Source organism: Nocardia fodinahabitans, from assembly GCF_052983615.1.
In genome coordinates, this window is the sequence record NZ_JBRJJC010000001.1 from 21,672 (window position 1) to 41,892 (window position 20,221).

A 20,221-nucleotide genomic window follows, 5' to 3' on the forward strand; every position below is an offset into this window, starting at 1 on the left:
AGTTGGTCCTCACGGTTTCGGCAGGGCGACCATGTCGTTGGGCACCGAATCCACTGCGGTGACCGGGCTTTCGGTGACGGTGTCGGGCAGTCGCAGTCGCCACCCGTCGGTGGCCCAGATGACGGTGGCGGTGTTGCGGGTGATCGAGCGGTCCGGATAGGTCGAGTAGGTCTGGACCTGCGCTTCGGTGTCGGCGTAGGCCGTGACGAGGTAGCCGAGGATCCTGGGCACCATGTCGGTGGCCGGGGTGGTGATCGAGATCTGGGCGCGAGCTGTCGCCCAGGTGTCGCGTCCTCGGCCAGGGGCGATCATTCGTTGCCCGACCGAGGCCCACTGACCGTCCGGTGCGACCGACATGCGCACGGTCGCGTGGATCGCGGCCAGAGCGGCTCCGACCGGGGACCGGTCACAGTCCGTGGCGACCACACCATCGATCACGCGGGGACCTTGCACTGCGATCGGCAGGTCGATGCCTTGGTAGGTCCGCCAGCTCAGCCCACTCGGGATCAGCTGTGCAGCGTCGGTGGTGGCAGGTGCGCGCGGGTCCTCGTCGGCGTCGGTGTCACCACAGCCCGTGGCGGCGATGGCCGCCATGGCGAGCACGATCCACACGGTGATCGTCCGGTGGGCGCGTGCCGAAAGTTTCTGTGACATAGGGATGTCCTGTGTTTTCAGGTGGGAAGGATGGCGATTGCCAGGGCACTGGCCGAGCCGAGGAGTGCGGCGGCGGCGAGGGATCCGATGAAGCCTTCGATCGCTTCTTCTCGGTAGATCCGGAGGGCGAGTTGGCCGCCGACGAAGGTCGCGCGTCCCACGCACAGCAGCAGCACGAACCAGGCCAGCCAATTCACCAGCTGTGTCAGCGGCGCCAACACCTGCGCGGGCAGCGGTTCGGCGATCACCAGCCGCCCCCGAACCTGTCGGCGTCGCGGGCGACCTGGATCGCGGATGACACCGCCGCAGCTGGCAGCCAAGGAAAGGCACGGGCGAGGTCATGCCTGCCGTCGCGCACGCTGCTCATCTCGGCCCACACAGTCTCGGCCTGCACCTTGACCCGCTCGTAAACAGCCACCGGGTCCGCTCGCCCGGCCACGATCCAGGTCGGCGTTGCGCGCAGGAGGTCTTCGACTGCTGACAGGTCGGCCCTGCATCGCCGATACGCACGCAAGATGCGGCGGGCGGATTCGATCTCGGCCTCGGTACGAAGGCGGTGCTCACCCAGCGCCGTGGAAAGTTCGTGGATGAGACGGGTGCCGTCTCGGCGGGCAGCCCCCGTCGAGCGTGCCGTCAGCGTCCCAGCGTGGTCTGGAAGTTCGGTGACCGGTGCGATCGCCACGATCGCCACGATGCGGGTCTCGTCTCGTCGATGGCGGTAGAGCCACTCCTGCAGCACAATCGCTGCCAGCGAATGCACCACCAACACCACACGACCATCGATGTGGGAGATCACCGTGTTCAGGTCCTCGACCAGTTGGGCCATCCCCGCCCGGCCCGGACGCAGCGGCAGGTCGTTGCCGTGGCCCCGCTGGTCGTAGACCAACTGCGCGATGTCTGCGCTGAAATGTCTGGCGATCAGCGCGATCATGGGCGAGAAGTGCGCTGCGCTGGCCAGCGGTGCGGGCAGGTAGACGACGGTCAAAACGGCGTCCGGTTTCCCGAAGCGGGTCGCCGTCAACGCTGTGCCGTCGGCCGCGGTGATAGTCACGGTGCGCGGATCTGGTGCGCTGCTGGGGGATTCGTGGCTGAACTGAGGTGCCTGCATGTCAGGAACCTCCGGTGACGGCGGCGTTCATGATGGCGCCGGCGGAGGTCGCGATGATGCCGCCGACCATGGCCGCGAACACGATCTTGGGGGATTCGACCGCGCCGCCGTGCCAGCGCTCCCACCCGAACTTGCCACCGGCATAGATCAGCGCTGCGACCCCGGCCAAGATGACCAGCCACGACAAGTACCCCACCAGATTGGTCAGTTTGTCTCCGCCCGGCGGGATGGTCGGGTTGACCTTGATCTCTTGGGCCAGCACAGACACGCTGTCACCCACCACGGATAGAACGGACATGGTTATCTCTCCGAATCCTGTTGTTCGATAGGGTTTTTCGCTGTGCGCGCGAGAGCGTCGATGAGCTCGCTGCCGACGTGATGAACATCGAGGGGCACCGCTTGAGTCAGGCGGGCGCGCCGTTGCGGGACTGGGTCGAACGGGCTGAACTCGGCGAGCTCGGCCAGTTCACGTTCGATGAGCTCGTCATGCCAGCCGATGTCCCACACCTGTTCGGCCAGGTCCTCGACCACGGCGCGATAACGGCGTACCGGCGCCGGTACTCGCCCCGGCCGGGCAGCACTGAGTACGACACCGACGATCTCGACACCGCCAGGAGCGGTACCGACATGCCATTCACGTAGTCGATCTGCACACGCGACCAACCCCGGCAGACACAGCCGCGCCGCCACGACGACCCGCTGCGTCGTCTGCGCCGACCCAGGCCAGGACTGCCCACAGTCCGCCGCTGGCGCCCACCACCGAGCGAGCGTCGAGGTGCCGGCTCCGCCGTGCGCGCCGACAATCGCGACCACCGGTGGATGCGCTCGGGTCGTCGGCAGGGGCTCGGTCCGGATACTGGCGACGCGATCTGGAGCGCTCACAGTGGCCGGATCCAAACGGCGACCACCGATCCCAGCGAGGGGGTGCTGGCGCAAGGTCAAGGCATGCATCAGCTGCCTCGCTTCTGAATGTTGGTGATGACCAATCCGGCGGGGGCGACGGCGGATACGTTGATCACCTGCAGGTAGTCGAAGCGGCGGCCGTCGGGATGCAGTTCCACCAGGTGGACCTCGGCGGTGTTCTCCGCGATGGAGGTGACGCCGACACAGTGGGTGGTGCCGATCGGCAGCGCGGTGATCGCGGCGGCCAGCGGTTCGTGTGCGAGCCCAGCCTGCGGACTCGTCAACCGCAGGACTTGTTCAGCACTGCGGGTCACGTAGTAGGCGTGTTCGAACGCCGCGATCACGCCCGCGACGGTCGCGGTATCACCGGCACCGGCCGTCACGGTCTGAGCGGTCAACCCTGCACAGGCCCGCTCTGTGGCAACTACGACAGAGGTGGTGGTGGTGCCCGTCGGCGGGGCCGAGGTGGTCGGGGAGGTGGCGGCACGGTCCCGGCTTTCGCCCGACATGCTCACCGCGAGGGCCGCAGCCAATCCGGTGACAACGCTCAAGACAGCCGCGCTGATCGCGACGATGCGGAAGCGGTGCGCAGGCCCCCGGTTGTGCTGTCCTGCTTGGCTGTCGACGTGTGGGTCGACTCGCTGGGGGTCGTCTGAATGTGGTTCTGGGCTGTCGGGTTTGTGTAGCCAGGCGGCACCATGGTGGGGGCTCAGGTCGTCGGTGGGCATGTTGTTCACCTCCTCGATTGGTTGGGTGGTGGTTGGGGCCCTTCGGAGCACGCCGCTGGAAAGAGCCACTGATCAGGGGGATGACGAGTGCCCCCCGTCGTGCTCCGAAGGGGTCTAGGGGTGTGCCACCGCCGGACTGGTCGGTGCCGCAGGCAAACCGGGTTGCGTGGCAGGGGTTTTTGTTGCGGACGGGACTGGGTGTGGGCTGGAATCCGTCGTGCTGCTCGACGTCGTCGACTGCTTCGATGGCGTGTCTGTGGAGGCGAGGTCGTGGGCGATGGCGGTGAACCAGGCGGTGGTCGCGGCCAGTGGGGTGTCGCCGCTGGTCGTCACCGAGACGGTGCTGTAGCTGCTGCGTCGCCCGGTGGAGTTGCTGTATTGGGCGGTCGCTGAGGTCGTGTATAGGTCGTGGGGGTCGGTGATCGTGGAGGTGATCGCCTCGAACGCCGCGTTGACCCAGCTACTGATCGACTGGGGTGGCGCCAGATCCACCGCCGCCTCAGCGACTTTCGTGCCGAGCACCGCGACCGCGGCGGCGGGGTTGGACAGCCCGACAGCGGCAAGTTCGGCGATGGTCGTGGCGGTGAAGACCTTCTGTGCCACCGACACCACGGCGCTCAAGCCGATCGTGCCGATCTTGAACAGCGCTGACAGGGCGTCGGATTCGGTGGTTGTGGTGGCAGTCGGTGAGGATGCGGTCGCGATGCGCTGGCCGAGAGTTTGGTTCGGTGTGTAGGAGAGCTGGTCCAGGCTGGTGCCGGTGATGTCGTCGTTGACGACGCCGACCGCGGTGGTGAATGCGGTGGAGGCCAGCGCTTGGGCGACGGTGGCGATCGCGGCGACCGGGTCCTTGCCCTCGGTTTGTCCGGTGATGTTGTTGACCGCGGTCAGCAGCGGGCTCGCGGACTGAACATCGCAGGTGGCGTCACCAGCCACACACAGATCAGCTACACGGCCGACCAGCGAGCCGTAGCTGGTCGGTATAGGGCTGGCGGCGATCCCGGCGCCAGACAATCCGATGTTGGTCAGCTTGACCTTCGACACCGCGGTGCCGTCCGTACCGATTGGAGCGGACGGAACTTCCGCTTTGTCGGTGCCGGGCAGAGAACCAGTTGCGGCTCGTCGTGAAGGGTTGGCCAGCAACGCGATCCCCGCGACCTTCTCCGCGGGGACTCGTGACCGGTCTCCCCGGCCCTTTCGGCGAAAACTGCTGCCGCAGCGGCGCCTTGGGCGTAGCCGGCGACCGCGATCTGGGTCGATGGACACCGGTCGATCACCTCACCGGCGCGTTGTTCGATCTGATCGGCCGCTGCGGTCACCGCCGCGGGGTAGTTCGCCGTGTTCACGTCGTCTCCGACGACGATGTAGGACCGCTCGACCACCGTGCCTGATTTGGTGACCATCCGCCCGAAGGCCTGGCCCAGCACCCCTGTGTCGCCGGTCTCGACGGTGGTGGCGGCGCCCTCCTCACCGCTCTGCACGCCCAGCACGTACAGGGCAGGACAGGCCGAGGTTGCAGGTTCGCCCGATGTCGTCGACGGGCGAGGTGCGCTGGTGGTGGGCTCGGCCAGGGCTGGTGCCGCGCCGATGACCGTCACTGTCAGCCATGCGGCCGCGATCGCGCAGGCTCTGCGCTGAGTTGTGTTGTGGTTCATCGGATTCGGCTTCCTTTCGGTGTCGAGACAGCGGGCTCGGCCTGCCCGCGCCGGAGGGGGTGGCGCGGGCAGGCGCGTCAGTTGGTCGGGTTGGGGCCTTGATGGCGTGGTGGTCGGGCGAATCCCGCCCTGAAGGTGGTCAACACGTCGGGGACTCCGAGGTCGGCTGCGCCGAGGTGGGTTACGTCGAATTCCGACCAGGACACCGCGACGTCGCGGGAGGTGTATTCGGCGAACAGTTCGCGTCCGGACTCGATCGGCACCAGCCCGTCGAGCAGCCCGTGGTAAAGATGCACCGGCACCAACGGTGTCTTCCTACCGAGATTTTCGCGGGTGAGGATGTAGTTCCAGACCGGGTCGTTCCAGGGGTCGGGGCGCTCACACCATGCCGCCAGCGGAGGCAAGAACTCCACCAGCAAAGTGGCCAGGTCAGCCTCGGAGGCCCTCTGGACTGCACGCATGCCGGCGTCGGTGAGTAGGTGATCGACCGGAAGGTGCGAGTAGGCCCGCGCCAAGCCGACCATGCCCGCGAAGGCAAACCCCGACCACGGCCCACCATCGAGGTTGTTGATCAACGCGCCGGGATCGCGGATCACCGCACCCGCCGCGACGGCCCGCAGATCGAGCTCGGGAGCGTAGGCGGGCTGGTATTCGGCGGCAGCGGCGGCGACACGGCCGCCGTCTGCGTAGCCCCACACCGCTACCGGAGCTTCGATCCTCCCTTCGGCAGGCTGGGACACGACCGCGCGAGCCAGATCCAGCACCGCCCGGGCGCCTGCCTTCTTGGCCAGGAAATGGTGTGGACCAGCGCCGTCGATGCCCAGCCCGACGCCATCGGGCACCGCGACCGTCCATCCCTGCACGAGCGCGGCGGCGATACTGCTCGTGTCGGGTTCGTTCCCGTCGACCAGCAGCTCAGAGGGAGCGCATCGACCACCCAGACCGTGAAAGGTGGGGCAGTACACCACCACCGGGGTGTCCACGATCGCGCCACCGGAGGACGCAACCGGTTCCAGCACGATGCCCGAGGCGGCCACGGGAATACCGAAAGTGGTTTTAGTTGTGTAGATCACCTGCCAGGCGCGCCGGAGACCGGCGATGTGGGGCACCATGACCTCGCGGGTGCGCAGGATCTCTCCTGGGTTGTCGAACCCGATCGTGGTGTTCGCGCGGAACTCGTCCGCCCCGGTGCTGGTCATGAGCGGGATCCCGCGATGTCGTGTGCGAGGGCGATCATCCAGGCGATGCCCGAGTTCAACTGGCCGGTCAAGGCATAGCCGTTGTGGCGCCCGACCGTGTCGGCGAACCGCAGCCACGTCGCGGGGTTGACCAGCTCGGCGTTCTGGGCCGCGAGCTGGCCCCACGCGCCACCGAGCTGGGCGAGCAACCTCGGCAACAGCACTAGCGGATTCGCCATGACCGTCGCGCTGATCTCACTCCATCGCGCAGCTGCCGCACCGGGATCCGTGACAGACGTGCGGGGGTCACCAGCATCGACTAGCCGCTGCCCCAAATCCGCCTGTGGCGCATAGTCGATACTGCCCGCGCCAACCTGGAAGTCCCTGAGGATCACGGTGTTCCAGGCCTCACCGAGCGCCTCGGAGAGCGCAGCACCGAGCGTGTTCAGCGCTGCGAGGGGGTTGGTCAGGTCCGCTTGGGCGAAGACCTGCGCCCCCAAACGCAGGACTGCGGCCTGACCTGGAGCGGAGCAGGCGAGGTCGCCGTCGCTGCAAATATCGGCGACCCGCCCGACCAGTGCTCCGTATCCGTCGTCGGTGGTGGCGATGCCCGCACCCCCCGCGGGGGCCGCGAGGACCTGCACGGTCGAAACCGCAGCTCCCGACGTGCCGGGTGCGGGGTCGGGCACGATCTGGCCCGGCCTCCCAGGAAAGACCGGTTCGAGCTCGCCGCGATCGGGGTTGGCATACAACGCGATCCCCGCGACGCGCTCCGCCGCAACGGGCCCGTTTCCGGCGCCGACATCACGTGCGAAGCTCGCCATCGCTTGGGCGCCCTGGCTGTAGCCGATCCCGGCGAGCATCGTGTCCGGGCACACCTGCGCGACGTGGCGTGCAGCGGAGTCGAGATTGGCCCGCGCGCCCGACACCGAGGACACATACGGGTCAGAGCCGCCACCGGGGACGATGCCACCGAATCCGGCGTCGTAGCCGATATAAGCCCGCTGGACGAGGGCTGGCACCGCATTGGCGACGGGCCCGATCAGCGATCCGACGACACCGGTGTCAGCGAGCGGATCCGCGGTCGGCGACGACTGGCCGGTGCCCTGGACACCGAGGATGAACAAGGCCGGGCACCCATTGATCGGCACCGCGACCGCAGGAGCCGCAGGTGAGGAGGCGGTGAGTACCGCCGCCCCCACCATCGCGGCGACGACAGCGGCGACATGGCCTGCGGCGCTCGTGGTCATTGGCCGACTCCGACGCCCGCGCCGAACCCGGCGCCGATCGTCCCGCCGACCGCCGCGCCGACAGCACCGGCAGGTACGCCGAGGATCGCCGCACCTGCCGCGGCTCCGGCCGCAGCACCGAGGGCGGTGCCCGCGACTCCGCTGGTGGCTTGTCCGATGATGGGGACAGGGATCACGATTCCTAGTGCGGCACCGGCGATCCCGCCGACTGTGCCGCCGATCAGCCCGCCCACCGTCGCGCCGACCGCCGCCGCGGGTGCGCCGAGCACGGTCGCACCGGCCGCGCCGCCCAGTCCCGTGCCTGCCAGGACCGCGCCGCTGACGCGATCAGAGCGCCCCGCCGGGATACCGACGGAGTCAAGGGCGGTTGCAATCTGCGCTTCGGCGCCTGCTGCGGTGTTGTTGATGGTGTCGCGCACTTCCACCGGAACCCAGTCGGGGCTCGGTGTCTGCCACTCCCCTATCCGGATCGTGTTCTCCGGCGGGGTAATCGGCGCGACCGGCTCCACCGGAACGGGCAGGTGCAGTTCTTCGATTCGCACCGGCTCTACCGGCTCGTCCACCTCGGGGGCAGGGCGGGTCGGTGCGGTGCGCACTTGCTGGGGTTGTTCGTAGTACACCGGCGGAGTCGGCTCTGGGTCTGGTTCGGGAACTGGCTCGGGAGGCAGTGGTGGAGTGGGTGTTTCGGTGCCGGGTTGGGCTGGGCTGGTGACCCCTCCTTGGTCGGCCACGGTGGAGACTGGTGAGCTTGCGTGGGCGGTGGCCGTGGAAGATACGGCGATCGCGACAGGGATGGCGGCTGCCAGCAGCAGGGTGCTGCTACGGCGAGCCAAACCGATTCCAGAGTGACGGCGGGGAGCGCTTTGGTGGGTGGTCGAGCCATTTACGGGCATGACGGGGAGACCCTTTCTCGATGAAGGGTGGAAACGAACGGGATCCGCGAGCGTTGCGCGGCAGAAGATTTCGGGCCGATGGCCCGGGTGTGCCCGGTCGGGCGGGCTGCCGCCCGACCGGGGCGGTGCCCCTACAGTGCAGGCGTCAGAGCAGATGCAGGGCCAAATTCAGCACGTTGCCGGCCAGTGCCAGGCCGTTGGACAGCAGCGCCAGCCCGGCGTTGATGTAGCTGACGATCACGATGGGATCCACGGGATTTCCTTTCTCGAATGCAAAGATTGGCTTGCGTCTTCCATCCAAGCCACGAAAGTCCATGGTCCGCTAGGGCCTTAACTGATCAAGTTTTGATACATCAAAAAATGATCAGTTAAGGAAATGCGTTCTGCGCAGCAAACTTGCGTTGACCTATCAAAGAATGTTCTTTACCGCCCAGCGAGAGACCTGTCCCGATGTGACCCGCATCTCACCGGATACGGGCGTCTGACCCTATTAATGAACACGCCCGTACGTGGCGTGGACAGGGCTGGCTAACTTGCCGCATGAATAGACCTCTGCTACAAAGGATCTCGTCACGAAATCGCAATATCGCGTTCAAACCACGCAATCTGTGACGTCCACCACAAACTCCCGGGGGGGAGACAATTGAACGAACGAATTGCACGGCCCCACAAGGGACGCCAACGCCGACGTGCCCCCAAACGACCACAGGTCTCGATCCCAGACCTCGGCACCACCATCGCGTGGATTCGAGACGATCTCGGACTCACCCAGAACCAAGCCGCCGCAGCGGTCAACTTCAGCGCCGTCCATCTGGGACGTTTCGAGCGCGGCGAGTCCAAGCCGCCCCCTGACACTCTCGAAGGGATCATCAGCGGATGGCGCCTGGACAAGGCGATGGCCTCCCACCTGCGTGAGCTCGCAGGGCCCCCGATCATGCTCGCACCTCCCGACGCATTGCGCAGCTATGTCCGGGCCGAGAAGTCCCTGAGGCTCAACCTCGAGCGGCTCCAAGCCCGCACCATCCCAGCCGCCTTCGTCGACCCCTTTGGGAACCTGTTGGCCCACAACGACTTACTCACCACAGCCTTTCCCGGCATCCAAGACATCGGCTCGACGTCGATATGGATGTTCAGCGGTCACAGCAAAGCCGTGATCGTCGACCCCCAAGGGGAGGGTTCGTTGACGGTCGCGATGCTGAAATCAGCCCTGGGCAGGCACCGGAGTTCAGCGCAGGCAAAAGAGCTCGTTTCCACCCTGGCCCCGATCAGCGATGCTCGACGACTATGGGCAGCCAGCGTGAACGTCACCCGTGGACGTGACTCGCAGTGCCCGTTGCACGCCTACGACGCCAACCACAGACCGGTCTCCTACCAGCTGGCGCTGACCGACGGCATGCTCGCTCACCATGTCCAGCTCCTCACGGCCACACCGGAGGAATACTCCGGACCCGAACTCGACTAGCCACCAACGACATCCGACCGGCGCAGCGGCGACCGATCTGCTCGAGCCGGTCGGAGCTCTGTGATCATTCACAGGGCGAGGGCTTGTCGTACTGTGCCTGAATCGGCGCCAATTTCTCGGTGCCAGCAGAAAATTGGTGGCGAACATCGCCGAATTTGTGTTTTCCTGTATATGGGAAGAGCCACTGATCGGGCCGAAAGGTGTCCGATGAAATTTCATACGACTGCCATCCCGATCCCGGGGCGCGAGGATTCTTCAGCGCTGCCGTCGCGAGCTGACTTCGCTCATCTGCTGTGGCATTTCCGGTGCCGCACCGGCTCTGACCGTTGCCGTGTCTTGAGCGCTGCCCCGCCACGTGATCACAATTCTGTGCGCTGCGGCCTCCGCCGACACCGCACCAATAGTCGCAATTCTCTCGGCGATTGCAGCCCTCCTCAGACACCGCGCGTACAGCACTGCGCATCCGTGCTCCACGTCGACCACGACCGGAGGCACGTCGGTGAGCGATGAAGCCTCGACCCCGCCTCCGCCGACGCTTCGCCGGTGGGTCAACACCAGGTCCGCGGCCGCCCACATCGGCATCCATCCCGAAGTGCTGCGCCGGTGGGCCCGCCAACCAGGCAAGCACACATGGCTGCCCAAACCCATCCGAGTCGGAAAGGAATTCCGTTGGGACATCGACGCACTCGAAACCGCCCTGACGAACCCCGACGACCAACCACAGGAGCACGACGATGAGACGGGGTAGACCGCCACGGCCTCTCGGGGTTCCCGGCAAACCGATGCTCACCGAGATCGCCCCGGACACTGGAAAGCACGCATCTATGTGCGCGACAGCTCCGGTCGGCGCCGAGACGTCACCCGCTTCTCCCCGATCAAGCTCAACACACAAGGCCGCGCGCTTCCCGACCGCACCGGCCAACGTGCCCTCGACGCCGTTCTCAGTGCAGCCGCGGACATCCGTGTCGATCTCGATGACACACTGTCGGATTCGATCACCGTGCTCGAGCTGTGGAAGCACTATCGCGATCACCTCATCTCCCTCAACCGCGTAAGCTCGACCATCAGCCGCTACGACGAGGCCGCCAAGACCTTCGACACCGCCTTCGGCGGTCGGCGCCTTTCGAAGTCACGACCTCTACCATCGAAGCCTTCCTACAAGAAGTCGGCCACGCCCGAGGACCGTCGAACATGCGAACCGCCCGCAACGTGCTCTCGGGTATGTTCCGGTTCGCGTGCAGCCGAACTCCCCTCGAGGTCAACCCGGTTCGAGAGGCCAAGATGGCCGAGAACGTCGAAGCCAAGGGACGCACCGGCGCAGGCGATCTGACCGTCGACCAGTCGCGCTTCATCTTGTCCTCGGTGCGAGTCTCCACCACCCCGTGTCCACGCAAACTGGCCAAGGCCGAACGGGAGCGGGGCAAACCGGTCAAGGCCTACACCCCACCGACGGTGGCTGCGTACTGCGAGGGCGCCGACATAGCCGACGTGATCACCCTCTACGCCGCAACCGGCCTACGTCGCTCCCAGATGCTCGGACTGGTGTGGTCTGACATCGACTTCGACGAGTCCACACTTCGCCCCACCGGCAAAGTCATCCGCCTCGCGGGCATCGGACTGGTCCGTGTCACCGACGACAACGATCCGAAAAACCACACCGGCACCATGGCGTTGCCAGACTTCGCCGTGGTGATGCTCAAGCGTCGCAAGGCCGCGATGGCCGCCGCGGCGCCTGGCCTCACCGCCGGAGTCTCGGTCCGAAGATCTGGATCTGGTGTTCCCGTCGGCGGTATGGACATTGCGCGACCCGCAGAACGTCGGCCATGCGTGGCAACGTGTCCGGGAAGCCCTCGGATTCGACGAGGACATTACCCCGCACAGCTTCCGCCACGCCGTAGCAACGATCCTCGACGACGCCGGACTCTCGGCCCGTGTGACCGCCGATGTTCTCGGCCACACTGATCCCTCGATGACCCAGAAGCACTACATGCACGAGGTCGTCCGCACCGTGCCGCAGCCGCCGTCCTCGACCGAGCCATCGGCGACTAGGCGACTGCTCCAGATGAGTGACGTGTTCGCTTTCGCCAACCGGTCGCTCATCCCGCTGCGGATGTTCGCGACAGAGCATCGCCGGACTGGCAAGAACCCCCAGCGGTCACTGAGCAGCGCAGCTGCGGGCATAGACATCTCGGCGGATCCGATCGACGATGGCTACCGGGTCCAGGTCGCGTAGTGGCAGGCTTCCTCGGTGAATGGCCCAGTTGCCACGGGTGGTGTAGCTTTGCCGTCTAATCAGCTGTCGCAGGGCCAATGCGTTGCCGCGTACTTATCCGTATAGATCTGCCGGGCCCCTGTAGTTGAGCTCAACGGTATTTTCTGCGGAGATATTGACCCGAAACTATTCGGTTTCCTCGATTCGTGTGTAGCGGACGTGTCGTGCGCCGAAGTAGCCGCGGACAATGCCGGGCTGACGTTGGCGGCGGCGGAGGAAGCGGCGGGTTTCGCGGGCGAGGTCGTCGGTAGTACGGGCGCGGGCGGCATGGACGTGGCGTTTGATGTCCGCGTTCAGGATCTCGTCCGGGTTCAGCTCGGGGCTGTAACCGGGCATGAAGTGCACCTCGATCCGGTCGGCGTGGTCGGCGAGCCAGGCCCGCACGGCCCGGCTGCGATGCACGGGATGCCGGTCGGCGATCACGTGCACCTTCCGGCCGGCCTGGCGAGCCAGCCGGTCGAGGAAGCCGATGAACACCTCGGCGGTGAACTTGCCGGTGAACACCGTGAACCACAGCGCGCCGCGAGATGCGATGGCGGACATGATGTTCACCCGCAGCCGCTTCCCGTTGACCCGCACGATCGGGGTCTGCCCGACCGGCGCCCAACTGCGGCCCGGCGGCGCGGTGTCCGACCGCAGCCCGCACTGGTCGGCCCACGCGATCACCGCGTTCTCGGCCCGGGCGCGAGCCACGAGCGCCGGATAATCGCGCTTCGAGCCAGTCGCTCACCTGCGCCTGGTCCTGCCTATAGGACCGGCGATCCGGTCGCTGCGGGGACAACCCGTGCCGCCGTAGCCATTTCCCCACGCCTTGTTCGGTCATCGCTACTCCGGTGACCATCCTGATCAGGTCGACCACCGCAGCGCGGGTCCACATCGGCCCGCCGATCAGCAGCTGCTCGGGCGTGTAATCGGCCATCGCCTGGAACAACACGCCACGCTCCTCGGCGCTGATCATCTCGTCTCGCCCGGTTCGCGACTTCACCGGCGCGGCAAGCGATTCCCGCCCGATGTCGCGGTACTTGCGCCACCACGTGCCCACCGACCGCGACGACACCCCGAACATCGCCGCCGCCTCCGGATACGACCCCACCAGACCCGACTCCAGCGCAGCCACCACCCGCAACCGCACCACCTCCTGCGCCGCAGGTGACACCCGCCGCAGGTCCCGCTCACTCACCCACACTCAAATACCAAGGAAACCAGCAAGTTTCAAGTCAATACCCGACACCTCTAGCAGACCAGCCCGTTTCGGATTGAGCGGCTCGTTCAGGAATCCCACGCGTCGCCCATCTGGCATGTCGATGAAGGTTTGCCCCTCGTAGGAGACGGCTCGATACGGGGCGGCGCTGCTGGATGGGTGGTCATCGAACCAGGTAACTGCCGCGTATTCGACTGTGTGGGTCCATGTCTTTTGCCCAGACGCCACACTTCGGTTGGTGAACCCGGTCCACAGGTCGTGTGTAGACGGCGTTGGCCAGTCATCGTCGTCTGCATGTCGACGCACGTCTGCGGAGCCCAACCAAAGGTGAAGCTCTACCAAGGTGGTGAATAGCCCACTCTCTGACAGAACGGCCGCGATTGCACCTGACCGAGAGGAGAAACCAGCTCTCATGAGCAGAGCTGCGGAACGGTTCAGCGTTCCCGCTTCAACCGCCGCCACCGCATGTCCTTGATCTGGCTCGATCAGCAACCACGCGTCGTCAGCACTTTCATGGGCGGAAGCTCGAACGCGCACAGCCTCCATCGCCCACGGCAATCGGTAGGCGAGAGTGTCCTCGATCAGCTCGAGCGCGTCGAAGGTGTCGTCGGCGGCAATCTCCACAACGGTTTTGCCTTCGAGCCAACCCGCCAACGTCGCCTCCCAACCGACGGAAAGCTTGAGTGGTGCGAATGGTTCGATTGTGAGAGCGATCGCAGCGAACTGAGTGATAGCGGCGATGGCTCCGTGATCATCACCGTCGAGGATGCTCCGCTCGGCATCTCTCAGATGTTGATTCAACACGTCGGCGTTTTCGTCGAGCTTGCGCCCAGTCTCGAGACCGACACCTGCGAGAAAGTAGCTGCGGCGCTGAGTTGCCGTCGTCCGATCCCATAGGAAGCGGGCTCTGGCGGAAAGACCAGCACGCAGGGCGATCTGAACGGCATCTTGTCTCCGTGCCACGCTTCGCGTCCAGAGTGAGGATGCGAGCGCGTTGTCGAGAGCCTCTTCGATACCGACCTCATCGACTGCAGAGTCATTGAGGAGGCTGAACAGTGCGCAGTCGAGGCTGGAAAGCTGTTCCCTCCATTTACGTGCAGCCACTGCGGCGGCCCGATCGTCCTCTTCGTCAGAGAGTTCCGGGAAACTCCAGGCGGCGTTGCCCGCCACGTAGTCGATCAGCACGTCGAGGTCGTTGCCTCCAAGTGACTGGATCCCTTTGAGCAGGTCCAGTGGTTGTGAGAGTTCTGATGCACCAGAATGGGTGCAGGAGGACGAGAACACACCATGGCACGACGACACACCCCCGAGCAGGTCATCCGGAAGCTCCGCGAAGGCGAGAAGCTGATCGGGCAGGGCTTCTCGATCGAAGAGGTCTGTAAACACCTCGAGATCTCCGACGCCTCCTGGCACCGCTGGCAAGCCCAATACGGCGGCATGAAGTCCGACGACGCGAAACGGCTCAAAGAGCTCGAACGCGAGAACGCGCGGCTGAAGAAGATGGTCGCCGAGCAAGCCCTCGATATCGACATGCTCAAGGAAGTGAACCGGGGAAACTTCTGAGCCCGGACCGACGCCGCAGAGCCGTCGTGTTTCTGCAACAACGGTTTCGGGTGTCACAGCGACGCGCGTGCGCGGTCGTGGGGCAACCCCGATCAGTGCAACGCCGACCACCCACGATCACTGAGCTCGACCGGGCTTTACGGGCGCGGTTACGCGAGATCTCGGCCAAGCACCCGCGGTGGGGATGGCGCAAAGCCCACGCACTTTGCCGCGGCGAGGGCATGGTCACCAACCACAAACGGACCCAACGGCTTTGGCGCGAGGAAGGTCTGAAACGACCATTCCGGGTCCGGAAGAAACGGCGGATCGGGGCAGGCCGCAATCAACGGTTGCGGGCAACCGCACCTGATCAGATGTGGGCGTTGGATTTCCAGGTTGATGTCACCGTCGACGGGCGCCAGGTCCGGTTCCTCAACATCGTCGATGAGTTCACGCGGGAAGCGTTGGCTACCAGAGCATTTCGGTCGTGCACGTCGGATCAGTTGGTCGGGGTGCTCGATGAGATCATCGCGGACACAGGCCGGCGGCCAGTCCATATCCGGATGGACAACGGCACGGAGATGACCGCGCACGCGATGCGGGATTGGTGCCGGTTCACCGGTGTCGACGCGTCGTTCATCGATCCGGGATCGCCGTGGCAGAACGGGATCTGCGAGTCGTTCAACGGGCGTTTCCGCGACGAGTTCTTGTCGTGCGAGGTGTTTCATTCGTTGACCGAGGTCCGTGTTCTTGCCGAGGACTGGCGGATCGAGTACAACAGTTACCGACCCCACGGGTCGTTGGGCTTTCTCAGCCCGGAAGCGTTCCGTGAGCAGTGGTCACCGACCGAGTTTCAGCAGCAGCTACAACTCGCATAGCCGGTGGACCCACCGACGGGGCCCAGTCACAAGCTTGTGCAGCATGCGGTTGAGCAATGCCTGTACGAGCTGCATCAGTCCGCTGCTCATGTCGCGATGGGCGCTGTCGTCGACCAGCTTTCGCCAGTTCGTTCGGTCTTGAGTCCTGTTCTTATAGAGCGGGTGGAGCACGAGGCCTACAGAGTCGACGAACGCACGCCCGGCCCTACCCACGATGTTGCGGAATTCGGAGGCGTCGATCAGAGCGCGAGTTCGCCAGATGCTGTGAATGATCAGCGCGCTGGCAGAGAGGTTCAGTCCTTGGGCAAGTGTTGGCGAGGACACCGTAATCTTCAAGATGCCCTCTCGGAGGAGGCGTTCCACTTCCTTCCGGTAGGGGGTGGGAAGTGAGCCATGGTGGACCGCAACGCCCAGCCGCAGGCAGGCAAGAATCGGGTGTCTCGGTCCGAGCCATTCCTCGCCGATCGCCAACGCAGTGTTCAGCTGTACGGAATCCCCTTCAAATACGTTTCTCAATGCGCCTTGACCATTGAGTTTGATGATCTGTATGGCCAGGGAGTTGACCGATTTTCTGAGTGGGCAGAAGATCAGGACCGTCTGCCCTTCGTCGACGAGTTGCCATGCGGAGGCAAGTGTCAGTTCCTGTTGATTGTTCGGGAACGATGTCCTTCGCCCCTTCTTCGGTGGGGTGAAGGCAGACAAGAATCGGGGAACGTACGGCTTCTCACTACCCACGGTTACGGTGAGACGGGCATGGTCGCCGCGCCAGGTGATCTCGCCGTAGCGCAACATAGTAGGCCGCCATGAGTTGGCGATCAGGCCTGCAGGTTGGTCATCAGTGAGCCAGTTGACGAAGTCCGCATTTGATCCCCGTCAGGGAGGATCGCTGACAGGCATACGATGCGTCGATTCGCGGCGTCGGGGCGGCGCAGCAGTCGCTGAACCTGAATCTCATAGCGGACCTCCCGCTCGTTTTGCCCGATCATATGGCCCTCGTCCAGTACGACGAGGCCTACGTCGTTGAGCAAGTCGGGGTCATTGCGCAGAGCGAAGTCGAGCTTCTCTGGAGTGGCGACGATGATGTTGCGCTCACCGAGGATATCTTGGTCCACTTCGCTGAGGCCGGTCGTGCCGTAGAGCGATGACACGGTCTTTCCCAAAGGGACGAAAGTGCGCTCTAGGATCGCCTCGGTCTGAGCTGACAGCGCACGTAACGGGGTCACGACAACGATTCGCCTCCGCTCTGCCAGGGTGGCGAGGATACAAAGCTCAGCGACGCGTGTCTTGCCCGCGCTTGTAGGGAGCGACAAGACAAGGTTGTCGTGTGTATCGAGCACACGAGCCGCCGCTTCGAGCTGAGACGGCCAGAGTTCGATCTCCGACTGAGGACGTCGGAGCAGCGTGGCAATGAAGGTTGCCCGTAGCTCTTGCCAGCCCCCTCCGCCTCCTTCCAGCGGATCTATTGGAAGGACCGCATGGAGACTGGCCTGCCACAGACCGTCGAGCAAATGAATGGCAAGCCGGTGGCACCACCACTGGGGAACCAGATTCAATTCGCCAGCAGCATCAAGTCCCGTCGTCAACCTCTGCACAGCATCAGCGAGGAGCTCAGCATCACCTCGCTCGAAGGCCAGCATCGCAACGCTCAGCGCACCCATGAAAGCATCGGTAAGCGCCAGGTCCACCACATCGAAGACGTCAGGTGCATCTCCCTCCGCGAGATCGTCGATACCGACTGCTTCGGGGAGGTGCTCGAGCACAGTTACAAGTTCAGCATCCGATGCCCTCGATTCGGCCCGCCACCCCAAGATCAGAGCGGAAAGATCGTCGAGCCTCCTGAGCATGAGCAGCACCAAACACTGCTCGCTTGACGTGGTCTGCGCCGAGTTCCGAGCCTTCGACAGGAGCGAGTAGGCACGCGCGGAGAACCCTCCGAGGTGGTAAGCTGCGGCCGCAACCACGCGGTGGAATTCTCGATCATCTGCCTGGGGGCCGCGCGCAATTACAGACTCGATCGCAGCCGCAGCATTCTCGAACGCACGTCGACTGAGCTCGCGAGATCCGTCTGCTTCGACAAGGCGCAGGCCACTTCCGAGTAGAGAGTAACCGTAGGACAGCAGGTCGTAGTCCAGCAGTGGCCCGAATTCCGGGGCACCTTCTGGCAGTATCCCTTCACGCCAGATCATCCCGCGCGCTTCGCCGCGAGCGAGAAGACCTCCTCGGAAGCCTGGTAGTACTGCCTCCTGTATCGCTGCTTCGATGGCCTCACGGCTTTGAGGCATCTGCGACCACCTTGGCGTAAACGGCGGCGGTGAACGCCTGGGCCTCAGGAACCTGCAGACCAACCGCGTGGCGCGTTATAGAACCTCGGTAGGTTGTCGTACTCTCTCGAAGGATATTGCGGGGGTCGTTGCTGGTGAACGTAAACAGCAGCTGCAGGACCTGATCCTCATCGATTCGCGTCGACAGCTGCGCTGCGTAGACACGGTCAGCGAGGTCATCTTCCCCCTTCTCGACGAGTCTATCTGCGAAGAATTGAACTGCATGAGCAGACGGGCGGCCGTTGTCGTTTCGCAGCGCCTTGTCCGCCTCAGCCACCGTTCGTCTGTCGAGGTGCGCGCGGCTCTTTGCCTCGCCCTTCAAGAACTCAACCGGCCCGCTCTGGGGGACCTGACTGGGCCCCGTCGGTGGGTCCACCGGCTATGCGAGTTGTAGCTGCTGCTGAAACTCGGTCGGTGACCACTGCTCACGGAACGCTTCCGGGCTGAGAAAGCCCAACGACCCGTGGGGTCGGTAACTGTTGTACTCGATCCGCCAGTCCTCGGCAAGAACACGGACCTCGGTCAACGAATGAAACACCTCGCACGACAAGAACTCGTCGCGGAAACGCCCGTTGAACGACTCGCAGATCCCGTTCTGCCACGGCGATCCCGGATCGATGAACGACGCGTCGACACCGGTGAACCGGCACCAATCCCGCATCGCGTGCGCGGTCATCTCCGTGCCGTTGTCCATCCGGATATGGACTGGCCGCCGGCCTGTGTCCGCGATGATCTCATCGAGCACCCCGACCAACTGATCCGACGTGCACGACCGAAATGCTCTGGTAGCCAACGCTTCCCGCGTGAACTCATCGACGATGTTGAGGAACCGGACCTGGCGCCCGTCGACGGTGACATCAACCTGGAAATCCAACGCCCACATCTGATCAGGTGCGGTTGCCCGCAACCGTTGATTGCGGCCTGCCCCGATCCGCCGTTTCTTCCGGACCCGGAATGGTCGTTTCAGACCTTCCTCGCGCCAAAGCCGTTGGGTCCGTTTGTGGTTGGTGACCATGCCCTCGCCGCGGCAAAGTGCGTGGGCTTTGCGCCATCCCCACCGCGGGTGCTTGGCCGAGATCTCGCGTAACCGCGCCCGTAAAGCCCGGTCGAGCTCAGTGATCGTGGGTGGTCGGCGTTGCACTGATCGGGGTTGCCCCACGACCGCGCACGCGCGTCGCTGTGACACCCGAAACCGTTGTTGCAGAAACACGACGGCTCTGCGGCGTCGGTCCGGGCTCAGAAGTTTCCCCGGTTCACTTCCTTGAGCATGTCGATATCGAGGGCTTGCTCGGCGACCATCTTCTTCAGCCGCGCGTTCTCGCGTTCGAGCTCTTTGAGCCGTTTCGCGTCGTCGGACTTCATGCCGCCGTATTGGGCTTGCCAGCGGTGCCAGGAGGCGTCGGAGATCTCGAGGTGTTTACAGACCTCTTCGATCGAGAAGCCCTGCCCGATCAGCTTCTCGCCTTCGCGGAGCTTCCGGATGACCTGCTCGGGGGTGTGTCGTCGTGCCATGGTGTGTTCTCGTCCTCCTGCACCCATTCTGGTGCATCAGAACTCTCACAACCACTGGACCTGCTCAAAGGGATCCAGTCACACGAAATCACCACTAAATCAGGCGACGTCTCGCAGTGTTCAAGAGTGTCGCTGTCCGCCCGAGACCGCGTAGGCGGCCCAACCAGCCGTCGCTGAGACCTCGCCGGGGGCATCGATGACAATTCGGAGGGTTTACAGAGCGCAGTCGCATGGAAGGCGTTGCTGCGGAATGATCTTCGATAGTCTCCTCGAAGCTCCGTGAGAGAATTGAGTTATGGCGGGAATCGGGTCGTGGGCGCCAGCTGTCCGCGAGAAGCTGGGACCGCATCGCCTTGTGTATATGAGTGCGTCCGACGACACTGCCGACGTGGGGGTCGCCTGGGCCGCAGCTCTGATGCCGAGGCAGTACGCGGCGGCGAGCATCCTTCGACGGCTGGGGAAACCTAGGGCGGCGGAGTACTTGGAGAACAAGTTGCCGACATCGGCAGCGACTAACACGCGTTTCGGAGACCTCGGCGAGATCATCGGTTCGCACTATGCAGCGCGGGATCTCGGCTATCGGATGATTGCCCGGCTGAGATGGAAGGACCACCGTGAGATGCCGATGCGCGGCGACGACATCCTCGGAGTTCGGGTCTGACTG

The 20,221-nt window shown here is 64.6% G+C and carries 23 protein-coding genes and 2 pseudogenes; 7 read left to right on the top strand and 18 right to left on the bottom strand.

The annotated features are described in order from the left end of the window. Positions 1-9: 9 nt before the first annotated feature. The 11 genes from NV348_RS00085 to NV348_RS00135 all read right to left on the bottom strand — a co-directional run bounded on the left by NV348_RS00085 (position 10) and on the right by NV348_RS00135 (position 8,096). Positions 10-654 carry a DUF8175 domain-containg protein gene (locus NV348_RS00085; protein WP_447145083.1) on the bottom strand — a complete coding sequence of 215 codons (645 nt, stop codon included), beginning with the start codon at positions 652-654 and terminating at the stop codon, positions 10-12. Between the two features lie 17 nt (positions 655-671). Next, positions 672-902, bottom strand: a complete 231-nt coding sequence (locus NV348_RS00090) for a hypothetical protein (RefSeq protein WP_301903560.1) — start codon at positions 900-902, stop codon at positions 672-674. Next, on the bottom strand, positions 899-1,675 hold the full coding sequence (locus NV348_RS00095) for an alpha/beta fold hydrolase (RefSeq protein WP_447145084.1): 777 nt from the start codon (positions 1,673-1,675) through the stop codon (positions 899-901). The genes NV348_RS00090 and NV348_RS00095 overlap by 4 nt, the downstream gene beginning before the upstream one ends. 88 nt (positions 1,676-1,763) lie before the next feature. Then, positions 1,764-2,060, bottom strand: coding sequence for a hypothetical protein (locus tag NV348_RS00100; protein WP_062990422.1), 297 nt, complete (start codon positions 2,058-2,060; stop codon positions 1,764-1,766). A 2-nt stretch (positions 2,061-2,062) separates the two neighbouring features. Beyond that, on the bottom strand, positions 2,063-2,293 hold the full coding sequence (locus tag NV348_RS00105; RefSeq protein ID WP_447145085.1) for a hypothetical protein: 231 nt from the start codon (positions 2,291-2,293) through the stop codon (positions 2,063-2,065). A gap of 419 nt (positions 2,294-2,712) precedes the next feature. Next, complete coding sequence (locus tag NV348_RS00110; RefSeq protein ID WP_447145086.1) at positions 2,713-3,393, bottom strand: DUF8176 domain-containing protein; 681 nt, start codon at positions 3,391-3,393, stop codon at positions 2,713-2,715. Between the two features lie 114 nt (positions 3,394-3,507). Further along, entirely contained in the window at positions 3,508-4,437 is a 930-nt protein-coding gene (locus tag NV348_RS00115; RefSeq protein WP_447145087.1) for a hypothetical protein, read from the bottom strand. Then, the gene (locus NV348_RS00120; protein WP_447145088.1) at positions 4,419-4,883 is read right to left on the bottom strand and encodes a cutinase family protein; all 465 of its coding nucleotides are present in this window, start codon (positions 4,881-4,883) and stop codon (positions 4,419-4,421) included. The genes NV348_RS00115 and NV348_RS00120 overlap by 19 nt, the downstream gene beginning before the upstream one ends. Before the next feature lie 242 nt (positions 4,884-5,125). Beyond that, positions 5,126-6,247 (bottom strand): lipase family protein, encoded by a 1,122-nt coding sequence (locus NV348_RS00125; RefSeq protein WP_447145089.1) that lies wholly within the window; start codon positions 6,245-6,247, stop codon positions 5,126-5,128. Then, positions 6,244-7,476 (bottom strand): cutinase family protein, encoded by a 1,233-nt coding sequence (locus tag NV348_RS00130; RefSeq protein ID WP_447145090.1) that lies wholly within the window; start codon positions 7,474-7,476, stop codon positions 6,244-6,246. Before NV348_RS00130 ends, NV348_RS00125 begins: the two co-directional genes overlap by 4 nt. Further along, positions 7,473-8,096 (bottom strand): hypothetical protein, encoded by a 624-nt coding sequence (locus NV348_RS00135; protein WP_328715463.1) that lies wholly within the window; start codon positions 8,094-8,096, stop codon positions 7,473-7,475. Before NV348_RS00135 ends, NV348_RS00130 begins: the two co-directional genes overlap by 4 nt. Before the next feature lie 916 nt (positions 8,097-9,012). Between NV348_RS00135 and NV348_RS00140 the strand changes: the two genes are divergently transcribed. The 5 genes and pseudogenes from NV348_RS00140 (at position 9,013) to NV348_RS00160 (ending at position 12,064) form a co-directional block, all read left to right on the top strand. Next, positions 9,013-9,831: a helix-turn-helix domain-containing protein gene (locus NV348_RS00140; protein ID WP_447145091.1), complete on the top strand. Its 819-nt coding sequence runs from the start codon at positions 9,013-9,015 to the stop codon at positions 9,829-9,831. Between the two features lie 499 nt (positions 9,832-10,330). Continuing rightward, entirely contained in the window at positions 10,331-10,579 is a 249-nt protein-coding gene (locus tag NV348_RS00145; protein WP_447145092.1) for a hypothetical protein, read from the top strand. Positions 10,580-10,657: 78 nt separating this feature from the next. After that, positions 10,658-11,161 carry a hypothetical protein gene (locus NV348_RS00150; RefSeq protein ID WP_447145093.1) on the top strand — a complete coding sequence of 168 codons (504 nt, stop codon included), beginning with the start codon at positions 10,658-10,660 and terminating at the stop codon, positions 11,159-11,161. Between the two features lie 444 nt (positions 11,162-11,605). After that, positions 11,606-11,767, top strand: a pseudogene (locus NV348_RS00155) (tyrosine-type recombinase/integrase); the annotation flags it as partial. A gap of 33 nt (positions 11,768-11,800) precedes the next feature. Then, positions 11,801-12,064 carry a hypothetical protein gene (locus NV348_RS00160; protein WP_447151223.1) on the top strand — a complete coding sequence of 88 codons (264 nt, stop codon included), beginning with the start codon at positions 11,801-11,803 and terminating at the stop codon, positions 12,062-12,064. A gap of 165 nt (positions 12,065-12,229) precedes the next feature. On the opposite strand, the gene NV348_RS00165 is transcribed toward NV348_RS00160, so the two are convergent. From NV348_RS00165 to NV348_RS00175, 3 genes and pseudogenes are all read right to left on the bottom strand, one after another. Next, entirely contained in the window at positions 12,230-12,796 is a 567-nt protein-coding gene (locus tag NV348_RS00165) for an IS630 family transposase (RefSeq protein ID WP_447145094.1), read from the bottom strand. A gap of 28 nt (positions 12,797-12,824) precedes the next feature. After that, positions 12,825-13,289, bottom strand: a pseudogene (locus tag NV348_RS00170) (helix-turn-helix domain-containing protein); the annotation flags it as partial. After that, complete coding sequence (locus tag NV348_RS00175; RefSeq protein ID WP_447145095.1) at positions 13,290-14,489, bottom strand: hypothetical protein; 1,200 nt, start codon at positions 14,487-14,489, stop codon at positions 13,290-13,292. It abuts the pseudogene before it with no gap. 102 nt (positions 14,490-14,591) lie between these two features. Here NV348_RS00175 and NV348_RS00180 point away from each other — a divergent pair. Next, a protein-coding gene (locus NV348_RS00180) for an IS3 family transposase (RefSeq protein ID WP_447145096.1) occupies positions 14,592-15,724 on the top strand; the annotation gives its coding sequence in 2 pieces (ribosomal slippage) (positions 14,592-14,853 and positions 14,853-15,724; 1,134 coding nt in all). Here NV348_RS00180 and NV348_RS00185 read toward each other — a convergent pair. The 4 genes from NV348_RS00185 to NV348_RS00200 form a co-directional block, all read right to left on the bottom strand. Beyond that, positions 15,710-16,516: a helicase-related protein gene (locus tag NV348_RS00185; protein WP_447145097.1), complete on the bottom strand. Its 807-nt coding sequence runs from the start codon at positions 16,514-16,516 to the stop codon at positions 15,710-15,712. The genes NV348_RS00180 and NV348_RS00185 overlap by 15 nt on opposite strands. Positions 16,517-16,539: 23 nt before the next feature. Beyond that, positions 16,540-18,006 carry a DEAD/DEAH box helicase gene (locus tag NV348_RS00190; RefSeq protein WP_447145098.1) on the bottom strand — a complete coding sequence of 489 codons (1,467 nt, stop codon included), beginning with the start codon at positions 18,004-18,006 and terminating at the stop codon, positions 16,540-16,542. Beyond that, positions 17,990-18,421: a Hachiman antiphage defense system protein HamA gene (locus tag NV348_RS00195; protein ID WP_495885066.1), complete on the bottom strand. Its 432-nt coding sequence runs from the start codon at positions 18,419-18,421 to the stop codon at positions 17,990-17,992. Before NV348_RS00195 ends, NV348_RS00190 begins: the two co-directional genes overlap by 17 nt. A 3-nt stretch (positions 18,422-18,424) precedes the next feature. Further along, positions 18,425-19,557 (bottom strand): IS3 family transposase gene (locus NV348_RS00200; protein WP_447145096.1). Its coding sequence is split into 2 segments (ribosomal slippage): positions 18,425-19,296 and positions 19,296-19,557, totalling 1,134 coding nucleotides; the frame shifts between segments, so codons are not numbered across the junction. A gap of 361 nt (positions 19,558-19,918) precedes the next feature. Here NV348_RS00200 and NV348_RS00205 point away from each other — a divergent pair. Continuing rightward, positions 19,919-20,218 (top strand): Hachiman antiphage defense system protein HamA, encoded by a 300-nt coding sequence (locus NV348_RS00205; RefSeq protein WP_447145100.1) that lies wholly within the window; start codon positions 19,919-19,921, stop codon positions 20,216-20,218. The last annotated feature ends 3 nt before the right edge of the window (positions 20,219-20,221 follow it).

What these genes read in the sequence shown, in the direction of transcription:
- NV348_RS00160 (WP_447151223.1), top strand. Translation starts at nt 11,801, where the DNA reads ATGACCCAGAAGCACTACATGCACGAGGTCGTCCGCACCGTGCCGCAG.
- NV348_RS00205 (WP_447145100.1), top strand. Translation starts at nt 19,919, where the DNA reads ATGAGTGCGTCCGACGACACTGCCGACGTGGGGGTCGCCTGGGCCGCA.
- NV348_RS00125 (WP_447145089.1), bottom strand. Translation starts at nt 6,247, where the DNA reads ATGACCAGCACCGGGGCGGACGAGTTCCGCGCGAACACCACGATCGGG.
- NV348_RS00185 (WP_447145097.1), bottom strand. Translation starts at nt 16,516, where the DNA reads ATGTTGCGCTACGGCGAGATCACCTGGCGCGGCGACCATGCCCGTCTC.
- NV348_RS00130 (WP_447145090.1), bottom strand. Translation starts at nt 7,476, where the DNA reads ATGACCACGAGCGCCGCAGGCCATGTCGCCGCTGTCGTCGCCGCGATG.
- NV348_RS00190 (WP_447145098.1), bottom strand. Translation starts at nt 18,006, where the DNA reads ATGCCTCAAAGCCGTGAGGCCATCGAAGCAGCGATACAGGAGGCAGTA.
- NV348_RS00100 (WP_062990422.1), bottom strand. Translation starts at nt 2,060, where the DNA reads ATGTCCGTTCTATCCGTGGTGGGTGACAGCGTGTCTGTGCTGGCCCAA.
- NV348_RS00110 (WP_447145086.1), bottom strand. Translation starts at nt 3,393, where the DNA reads ATGCCCACCGACGACCTGAGCCCCCACCATGGTGCCGCCTGGCTACAC.
- NV348_RS00085 (WP_447145083.1), bottom strand. Translation starts at nt 654, where the DNA reads ATGTCACAGAAACTTTCGGCACGCGCCCACCGGACGATCACCGTGTGG.